General features: G+C 69.2%; 8 protein-coding genes. 6 read left to right on the top strand and 2 right to left on the bottom strand.

All coding sequences use genetic code 11. The annotated features are described in order from the left end of the window. The 6 genes from VJN29_RS11445 to wecC all read left to right on the top strand — a co-directional run. Positions 1–1294: glycosyltransferase family 4 protein (locus VJN29_RS11445; RefSeq protein WP_324143758.1), on the top strand; the 1294-nt coding region annotated here is incomplete at its 5' end. Positions 1295–1297: 3 nt separating this feature from the next. Beyond that, positions 1298–2557 (top strand): nucleotide sugar dehydrogenase, encoded by a 1260-nt coding sequence (locus VJN29_RS11440; RefSeq protein WP_324143757.1) that lies wholly within the window; start codon positions 1298–1300, stop codon positions 2555–2557. Next, positions 2554–3462 carry an ABC transporter permease gene (locus tag VJN29_RS11435; protein WP_324143756.1) on the top strand — a complete coding sequence of 303 codons (909 nt, stop codon included), beginning with the start codon at positions 2554–2556 and terminating at the stop codon, positions 3460–3462. Before VJN29_RS11440 ends, VJN29_RS11435 begins: the two co-directional genes overlap by 4 nt. Beyond that, positions 3449–4348, top strand: coding sequence for an ABC transporter ATP-binding protein (locus VJN29_RS11430; RefSeq protein ID WP_324143755.1), 900 nt, complete (start codon positions 3449–3451; stop codon positions 4346–4348). The genes VJN29_RS11435 and VJN29_RS11430 overlap by 14 nt, the downstream gene beginning before the upstream one ends. A gap of 20 nt (positions 4349–4368) precedes the next feature. After that, positions 4369–5535: a glycosyltransferase gene (locus tag VJN29_RS11425; RefSeq protein WP_324143754.1), complete on the top strand. Its 1167-nt coding sequence runs from the start codon at positions 4369–4371 to the stop codon at positions 5533–5535. Then, positions 5528–6790 (top strand): UDP-N-acetyl-D-mannosamine dehydrogenase, encoded by a 1263-nt coding sequence (gene wecC / locus VJN29_RS11420; RefSeq protein ID WP_324143753.1) that lies wholly within the window; start codon positions 5528–5530, stop codon positions 6788–6790. Before VJN29_RS11425 ends, wecC begins: the two co-directional genes overlap by 8 nt. A gap of 73 nt (positions 6791–6863) precedes the next feature. Here the strand turns inward: wecC and VJN29_RS11415 are convergent, their stop codons facing one another. Together VJN29_RS11415 and VJN29_RS11410 are read right to left on the bottom strand one after the other, a co-directional pair. After that, positions 6864–8054, bottom strand: coding sequence for a hypothetical protein (locus VJN29_RS11415; protein WP_324143752.1), 1191 nt, complete (start codon positions 8052–8054; stop codon positions 6864–6866). Positions 8055–8063: 9 nt separating this feature from the next. After that, the coding region (locus VJN29_RS11410; protein ID WP_324143751.1) for a UDP-N-acetyl glucosamine 2-epimerase at positions 8064–8708 on the bottom strand (645 nt) is incomplete at its 5' end.

Genomic DNA, 8708 nt, shown 5'->3' with positions numbered 1-8708 from the left:
CGAGCGTGCACCGCGGTCGGGGCTCCCCCCCGTCGCGGGGGACGAGCGTCGATTGCGAGTCCTGCACGTCGTGACGAACGCGTTGCCCGAGGTCCAAGCGGGGTACACGATCCGGACCCAGGGCATCGCCGAGTCGCAACGAGGTGCGGGGATCGATGCCCACGTCGTCACGCGTCTGGGGTTCCCGGTGGACAGCGGCGCTTTCGCGGCCGGCCGGGACTTCGTCCACCAGGGGATTCCGACGCACCGCCTCATACCGTTCCGCGGCCTGCCCGTGCTGGCCCACGAGCGCATCCGCGTCGGGGCGGATGCGCTGACACGTCTGGCCGGGCGCCTTGACGTCAACGTCCTCCACGCGCACAGCAAGCACGAGAACGGTCAGGTCGCGCTGCTCACCGGCGACCGGCTCGGCCTGCCGGTGGTCTACGAGGCCCGCGGCTTCCTCGAGGAGACATGGCGCAGCCGCGGGGGCGACCCGGCCTCGGACCAGTACCTGCTGTCGCGGGAGGCGGAGACGGCCTGCATGCGCGCCGCAGACGCGGTGGTCGCCGTCTCACAGGCCATGGTCGACGAGATCGTGGCCCGTGGCATCCCAGCCGCAAAGGTCAACCTCGTCGGCAATGCCGTCTCGGCCGAGTTCCTCGAGCCGGCGCCGGACGCGACCCGTCTTCGCGCCCGCCTCGGCATCGCCCCCGATGCGGTGGCGGTCGGCATGGTCAGCACGCTCAACGACTACGAGGGGATCGACGTCCTCATCGATGCCGTTGCGGCCGTCGACGACCCGCGCCTCGTGCTCCTCGTCGTGGGCGACGGTCCGGCCCTCGCGGAGCTCCAGCGCACGGCGCACGATCGCCTCGGGCCGGATCGTGCCACCTTCACCGGGCGCGTGCCCCATCACGAGGCCCACGTTCACCACGCAGCGCTCGACGTCTTCTGCGTACCTCGCCTCCGCACACCCGTGACGGAGCTCGTGCCACCGCTCAAGCCCCTTGAGGCGATGGCGACCGCCCGCCCCGTCCTCGTGAGCAACCTCGCGCCCCTGCTCGAGCTGGTCGGTGACGGCCTCGATCCCGAGCCACGTGGCCTCGCGGCCGCAGCCGGTGACGCCGATTCGTGGTCGGAGGCCCTCGGGAGGCTGCTGTATGATTCCACGCTCAGGGCCGACCTGGGCGCCGCGGGGCGCAACTGGGTGGCCGAGCAGCGCACCTGGAAGGCTGCCGCCGCGACGTACGCAGGGATCTATCGCGACATCAGCCGGTCGCGGGTTCCCACCAGAGAGGCAGCTAGGGAGTAACGAGTGGTAGACGCCGCCGTCATCGGCCTTGGGTATGTGGGCATGCCCCTCGCCCAGGCCGCGAGCCGGGCGGGGCTCTCAGTCGTCGGCTTCGACATCGACGCGAGTGTCGTTGCTGATCTCAACGCCGGGATCTCTCATGTCGACGACCTGGCGGACCGTGACGTCGCCGAGATGCTGACGCAGGGCTTCAGCGCCACGAGCGACCCAAGCCGGCTCAGCGACGCCGCCGCGATCATCATCTGTGTGCCCACGCCTCTCGCAGACGATGGTGGGCCGGATCTGCGCCATGTGGAGGCCGCGGTCGCGACCGTCGCCGGTCAGTTACAGCCCGGCATGGTGGTGGTTCTCGAGTCGACGACGTACCCGGGGACCACCGACGAGGTCGTGCGACCGGTGCTCGAGGCCGGTGGGCTCGTCGCGGGACGTGACTTCCACCTCGCCTTCTCACCCGAGCGGATCGATCCGGGCAACCGGGAGTACGGCGCGAAGAACACTCCCAAGGTCGTCGGTGGCCACACAGCGGCGTGCACCGAAGCGGCCGGGGCCTTCTACGGCCGATTCGTCGACACGGTCGTCCCGACCCGGGGGACCCGCGAGGCCGAGACCGCGAAACTGCTGGAGAACACCTACCGCCACATCAACATCGCCCTGGTCAATGAGATGGCGCGCTTCTGCCACGACCTGGGCATCGACCTCTGGGACGTCATTGCGGCCGCCCGGACCAAGCCGTTCGGGTTCCAGGCCTTCTACCCCGGCCCCGGGGTGGGCGGGCACTGCATCCCGATCGACCCCAACTACCTCTCGCACAGCGTCCGGGCCCGACTCGGTTACCCGTTCCGCTTCGTCGAGCTCGCCCAGGAGATCAACTCGACGATGCCCAGCTATGTCGTCCGCCGGGCCCAGGACGCGCTCAATGACGATGCGAAGGCGCTCAACGGTTCGACCGTGCTGCTGCTCGGCGTCACCTACAAGCCCGACATCGCAGACGAGCGTGAGAGCCCAGCGGTGCCGCTTGCCCGCCAGCTCGTGGCCCTCGGGGCGACGGTGCTCTACCACGACCCCTTCGTCGAGGACTGGCGCGCCCTGGGGGGCGACGTCAAGCGGGTGGATGACCCCCTCGCGGCGACCGAGGACGCGGACCTGACCATCCTGGTGCAGAATCACAGCGGTTACGACGTCGCCGCCCTCGCCGACGCCGCCCGGCGGCTCCTCGACACCCGAGGGGTCACCCCAGTGAACGAAAGGGTGCAGCGACTGTGACGGATTCGGATCTGCGGGCCGCCACGCCGGCACCGCTGCCGCCGGCCCTCACACCCGAGGAAGCCGAGAAGCTCGCCCGGGAGGCCGGCCTCAACGAGCTCGGCAGCGTGCCGCCCTTCGGCAAGTACCTCCGGGACCTGTGGGCCAACCGGCACCTCATCTGGGCCCTCTCGTCGTCCCAGGCCTACTCGGCCAACCAGAACAACTACCTCGGTCAGCTCTGGGCGGTCATCAACCCGATCCTGCTCGTCGCGTCGTACTACTTCATCTTCGGCTTCCTCGTGCCCACCCGAGGCGGCACGGACAACTACCTTGGCTTCCTGACGATCGGCATCTTCGTCTTCGGGTACGCCGCAACCTCAATGACGCAGGGTGCCAAGGCCGTCACCGGGAACATCGGTCTGGTTCGGGCCCTGCAGTTCCCGCGCGCTCTGCTGCCGATCTCCGTGACCCTGACGCAGCTGCTGAGCAACTTGCCATCCTTTGCCGTGCTCATGCTCGCGATGCCGCTCACGGGCGAGCCCGTCACGGTGTGGTGGCTGCTCTTCCCCGTGGCCCTGCTGTTCCAGACGATGATCAACCTCGGCTTCGCCTTCATCCTGGCCCGCATCGTCGACGCCTCGCGCGACATCGCGAACCTCGTCCCGGTCGTCGTGCGACTGGCGCGGTATGTCTCGGGTGTCTTCTTCAGCATCGCTCACTACGCCGCTGGTCACGCGGTGCTCGGCGCCGTTCTCCTGTACCAGCCGCTCGCCGCCCCGATCAACGCCGTCCGCGAGAGCCTCATGGCGGAGTACGAGCCGCAGCTGATGACATGGCTCGCATGCGCCTTCTGGGCCGTGGCCCTGGCTGGCGCCGGGCTCGTCTTCTTCTGGCGAGGGGAGGGCCGCTATGGCGCAAAGTGACACCACGCCAAGAGGGACGCAACCGAGCGTTGTCGCGTCGGAGCTCGACATCGTCTATACGGTGTTCGGCGCGAAGAAGCGCGGCACCTCCACCGACGTCGAGCAGCCTTGGCTCGAGCGGATCCTCGACAAACGGTCCCATGTCGGCGGGGTGCGCAAGGTCCACGCCGTCAAGAAGGTGTCGTTCGTCGTGCACAACGGCGAGTCGGTCGGCATCATCGGCCGCAACGGTTCCGGCAAGAGCACCCTCTTACGGGCCATCGCGGGGCTGATCCCGCCGAGCGGCGGGCGCGTCTGGTCCGCTGGTCGGCCGTCCCTGCTCGGCGTCAATGCCGTTCTGCTCAGCAGCCTCACCGGCGAGCGCAACGTCATGATCGGCGGTCTGGCCCTCGGTCTGACCCCCGCTCAGGTGCGTGAGCGCTACGAGGAGATCGTCGAGTTCTCGGGCATCGGCGAGTTCATCAACCTGCCGATGAGCTCCTACTCCTCTGGCATGGGGGCCCGGCTCCGCTTCGCGATCTCGACCGCCGCGGCACCCGACATCCTCATGATCGACGAGGCGCTGGCCACTGGTGACGCCGACTTCCAGGCGCGCAGCAGGGACCGCATCGCGGAGATCCGCCAGGACGCGAGCACGGTCTTCCTCGTCAGCCACTCCAACGCGGCGATCCGTGAGACGTGCGACCGGGTGCTGTGGATGGACCAGGGCCGGCTCGTCATGGACGGACCGACCGAGGAGGTCGTGTCCGCCTATGAGGCCACCGTCAGGAGGCCCGCTGCCAAGCCGCCCGCTCCCTCGCCCCCGGCCGGCCAGACCCAGCCAGCCGGCCAGACCCAGCCAGCCGGCCAGACCGAGCCAGCGACGGCGCCGCCGGTTCGGCCGTGACCTCCGACGAAACCCTCCACATGAGCTCGACGAAGCCGGTCCTCGTCGTGACGGTGGTGCATCACCCCGAGGACGCCCGCATCCGTCATCGCGAGATCGCGGCCCTGCTCGACGCCGGCATCCCCGTGACCTATGCCGCATCCTTCAGCGCCCATGGCGTCTCCCCCGACACGTCGCCTGGGCTCACGACGATCGACCTGCCGCGCGCGGTCGGGCGTCGACGCCTCCGTGCCGCGCGAGCCGCCAGGGCGGTGGTTCGCCGACTCGCTTCCCAGCACGGTGCGGTGATCGTCCACGACCCCGAACTGCTCGTGGCCCTCGCCGGCCTGCGCGTCCCACACCTGATCTGGGACGTCCACGAGGACACCGCCGCAGCCATCGAGGTCAAGGGCTGGCTACCGTCTGCGCTGCGGCGCCCGGCCGCAGCGGGCGTGCGTCTGCTCGAGCGGGCCGCGGAGCGCTCCCGCCACCTGATCCTCGCCGAACCCGGCTACGCGGAGCGGTTCAGCAGGCAGCACGTCGTCGTGCCGAACACGACATCCGTTCCGGCGAGCGTTCCCCTGCCCCACTCGAACCGGGTCGTGTATCTGGGCTCCGTGACGGTGGCTCGGGGCGCCAGGGTGATGGTCGAGCTGGGTCGGCTTCTGCACGAGCGCACGGATGGCTCCCTCACCGTCGAGATCATCGGCCCACCCCGGGACGAGGAGACGAGGGGGATCCTCGACGACGCGGCGGCTCGCGGCCATGTGCGCCTCCACGGCTTCGTTCCCAACGCGACGGCACTCAACCTCGTCGAGGGGTCGCTCGTCGGCCTCTCTCTGCTCCGAGACCTGCCCAACTACCGGCACTCGACGCCGACCAAGATCTACGAGTACCTCGCTCGCGGAGTCCCCGTCGTCACGACCCCTCTCCCAGTCGCCGAGCAGCTCGTCGAGGCCTCAGGTGCCGGCTGCGTCGTCCCGTTCGACGATGCCGCCGCTGCGGCGGAGGCAGTCCTCCGTCTCCACGAGGACCGCGAGCTGGCCCGCGACCTCGGTCGCCGCGGCCACGCCTACGCGCAGGCCCATCACGACTGGTCGACGCAGAGCGGCGCCTTCGTCGCCGCAGTCTGTGCCGTCATGGACGGCAGAATCATCAGGCCTCCACAGGCCGCATCCCTTCCACCCGGAGAACCACCGCATGTTTAGAAACGGAATCGCTGTCATCGGCCTGGGCTACATCGGCCTGCCCACGTGTGCCGCACTGACCCAACAGGGCCTGACGGTCCACGGCGTCGACGTCAACGAGCGGACCGTGTCCGAGATCAACGCCGGCCGCGTGCCGATCGTCGAGCCGGACCTCGACGAGGCGATCGAGGAGGCGGTGACCTCCGGGCGCCTGCAGGCCAGCACCAGAGTGCCGGCGGCGTCCTACTACCTCATCGCCGTGCCGACCCCGTTCAAGGGCGACCACGAGCCGGATCTGTCCTACATCCGTTCCGCGACCGAGGCGATCGCTCCCCGGCTGCGCGGCGGAGAGGTCGTCATCCTCGAGTCGACATCCCCGCCCGGGACCACCCGCAAGATCAGCGAGTGGCTTGCGGAGCTCCGACCGGACCTGCGCCTCCCCCACCAGTCCGAGCGTCCCGACGTCCACCTCGCGCACTGCCCCGAGCGGGTCCTGCCGGGGCGCATCATGGTCGAGATCTTCTCCAACGACCGGGTCGTAGGCGGCCTGACCCCGGCCTGCGCCGAGCGCGCGGCAGCGCTCTACCGCACGTTCGTCACCGGCGAGATCCTGCTCACCGACGCGACCTCGGCCGAGATGGCCAAGCTGACGGAGAACTCCTTCCGCGACGTCAACATCGCCTTTGCCAACGAGCTCGCCGAGATCTGCGAAGAGCTGGGCCTCGACGTGTGGGAGGTCATCCGCCTGGCCAACCGCCATCCCCGGGTCAACATCCTCAACCCTGGTCCCGGCGTCGGTGGCCACTGCATCGCCGTCGACCCGTGGTTCATCGTCGCGTCGGCCCCAGAGCGCGCCCGCTTGATCCGAACCGCCCGGGAGACCAACGACGCCCGACCGCACACCATCGTCAGCAAGGTCAAGGGTGCGCTCTCCGAGCTTGGAGCCGGCCCGGACGGCGAGAACGCGACGATCGCCTGCCTCGGGCTGGCGTTCAAGGCCGACATCGATGACCTGCGCGAGTCCCCGGCTCTCGGGATCACCGAGCAGCTCGCCAATGACCTACCCGGCGCGACCATCCTCGCCGTCGAGCCGCACGTCACCGCGCTGCCGAAGTCTCTCCACGGCCGCGCCAACGTGTTCGCGGCCGAGGTGTCCTATGCCGTGCACGAAGCCGACGTCGTCCTGCTCCTCGTGGACCATCACGCGTTCAAGCACCTGACGCTGGGCGACCTGGAGGGCAAGAAGGTCATCGACACCCGCGGACTCTGGCGATGACGTCCCGCCCGGATCCCTCGGCCATGAAGCCCCCGCCCTGAAGCCCCGCCCTGAAGCCCTGGCCCTGAATCGCTCATCGTGAGGCGAGGCGCGCAAGCAGCTGGGCGGCCGCGCTCGTGTGCTCGACCGGCGTGCGGAAGTCGAGTGCCTGCTCGTCAAGGGCGCTGTCTTCCTCGACGATCCCCCACACCGGGGTGACGCTGCCCTTGTAGTCGCTCCACTTGGACGGCAGGAAGGGGTTCGTCCCACCGGGCGGTGACACCGCATCGGTGACGAGGAGCAGGTCCATGCGATCACACAGGGTGAGGAACTCCAGGAACCCTACGAAGGGACCAACCCTGACGACCCCGTCGAGGCCCGCGTCGTCAACCGTCTCCTGGACCTCCTCCGTCTGGGCCGTGAAGATGTGCAGCCGCAGCCGGTCGCGAACGTTCTCGCCCAACAGGCCCAGTGCGTCGACGACGCGGCCGATCCCCCTGTTCGCATAGAAGTTGCCGAAATAGCCGATGTGGAATCGGCCTTCCTCGAGCGACAGGTCCGTGTGACCCATCGAGTAGAACTGCCGCGGCAGGGTCGGGTGAGGCGAAACGGTCGCAATGCCCTCCACTCGCGCAGCGAGGGCAGGGTCAGCGCAGTGCTCGAGCATGAAGTCGCGTTGGTACGGGTTGGTGAAGGTGATGGAGTCGGCAAAGGCGAACGCCACGACCTCGCACCACTCGAGTGCGTTCACACCGCTCGGCGGCCTGAAGCCCGCGCCCTCGATGGCCCGGCGGAGTAGCTCCAACAGCTCGTCGTCCTCGGCCGGCGCGGACCGTTCCTTGCCCAGGACGTCGTGCGACAGAGGATCGGAGAACTCCGCGTCCCACGTGAGCTGTGGACGCGATAGTTTGACGCGTGCGGCGAGGAAGTGAGAGGCCGCAAATTGTGCACGGCTGTAGACGGATTCGTAGGGTCGACCCTGCTCCCGCTCCCACTGAGACACGACCTCCAGGCCCATCCGCTGGAACTCGAAGATTGAGGTCCAGCTGCTGAACGCGGTCTTCGACGGCAGTGCAACCCGCCGGTGCACGAGATCACCGGCGATCTCCGTCAGCTCCTCATCCGATGAACGGATGCTGTCCATGGCGTTCTGGACGACGTCGACCGGCTCGTTGCGCTCGCGGACCCGCTTGGCGGCGACGACTGCGGAGACGTCGCTGTAGGGCGGGAAGCAGTACGACGCGACGAGACGGCGGGCCGGCGGGCGGTGGCGTTCCTCTGTCAAGGTGCGTCCTCAGGGTCGGGTCGGGTCGGGGGAGCCGAAGTCGGGCTCCCGCTCCCCGACACCGAGCAGGGCCGCGATCGCAGCGACGCAGCGCTTGGCGGCCCTGCCGTCCCCATAGGGGTTGACGGCGTTGGCCATCGCCTCGTAGGCGCGCTCGTCGTCGAAGAGCGTCTGCACGGAGGTGCGGATCGTTTCCGCGTCGGTGCCGACGAGCCGGACCGTCCCCGCCGAGACCGCCTCGGGGCGCTCGGTCGTGTCGCGCATGACGAGCACCGGCTTGCCGAGGCTCGGCGCCTCCTCCTGCACTCCACCGGAGTCGGTGAGCACGACGTTGGAGGCCGCGAGGACGTGCGCGAACTGGTGGTACTCGAGCGGCTCGGTCAGCGTGACGTTCTCGAGGGGCCCGAGCATCGGCTCGATCACATCGCGGACGATGGGGTTGCGGTGCATCGGCAGCAGGACGAGCACGTCGGGGTTGGCCACGGCGAGGTCTCGGATCGCGCCCATCGACTGGGTCATCCGGTCGCCCCACGACTCGCGCCGGTGCGAGGTGACGAGCAGCAGCCTGCTCCCCGCCTTGGCGGCATCGACGATCTGCCCGACCCGCGGGTCGCTGAACTCGACCGGCTGGGTCGTCGTCCACTCCAGGGCATC

The organism is Intrasporangium sp., assembly GCF_035280925.1.
Taxonomy (GTDB): Bacteria; Actinomycetota; Actinomycetes; order Actinomycetales; family Dermatophilaceae; genus Intrasporangium.
This window is presented reverse-complemented; position numbering and strand designations above follow the sequence as displayed.

What these genes read in the sequence shown, in the direction of transcription:
- VJN29_RS11430 (WP_324143755.1), top strand. Translation starts at nt 3,449, where the DNA reads ATGGCGCAAAGTGACACCACGCCAAGAGGGACGCAACCGAGCGTTGTC.
- VJN29_RS11425 (WP_324143754.1), top strand. Translation starts at nt 4,369, where the DNA reads ATGAGCTCGACGAAGCCGGTCCTCGTCGTGACGGTGGTGCATCACCCC.
- wecC (WP_324143753.1), top strand. Translation starts at nt 5,528, where the DNA reads ATGTTTAGAAACGGAATCGCTGTCATCGGCCTGGGCTACATCGGCCTG.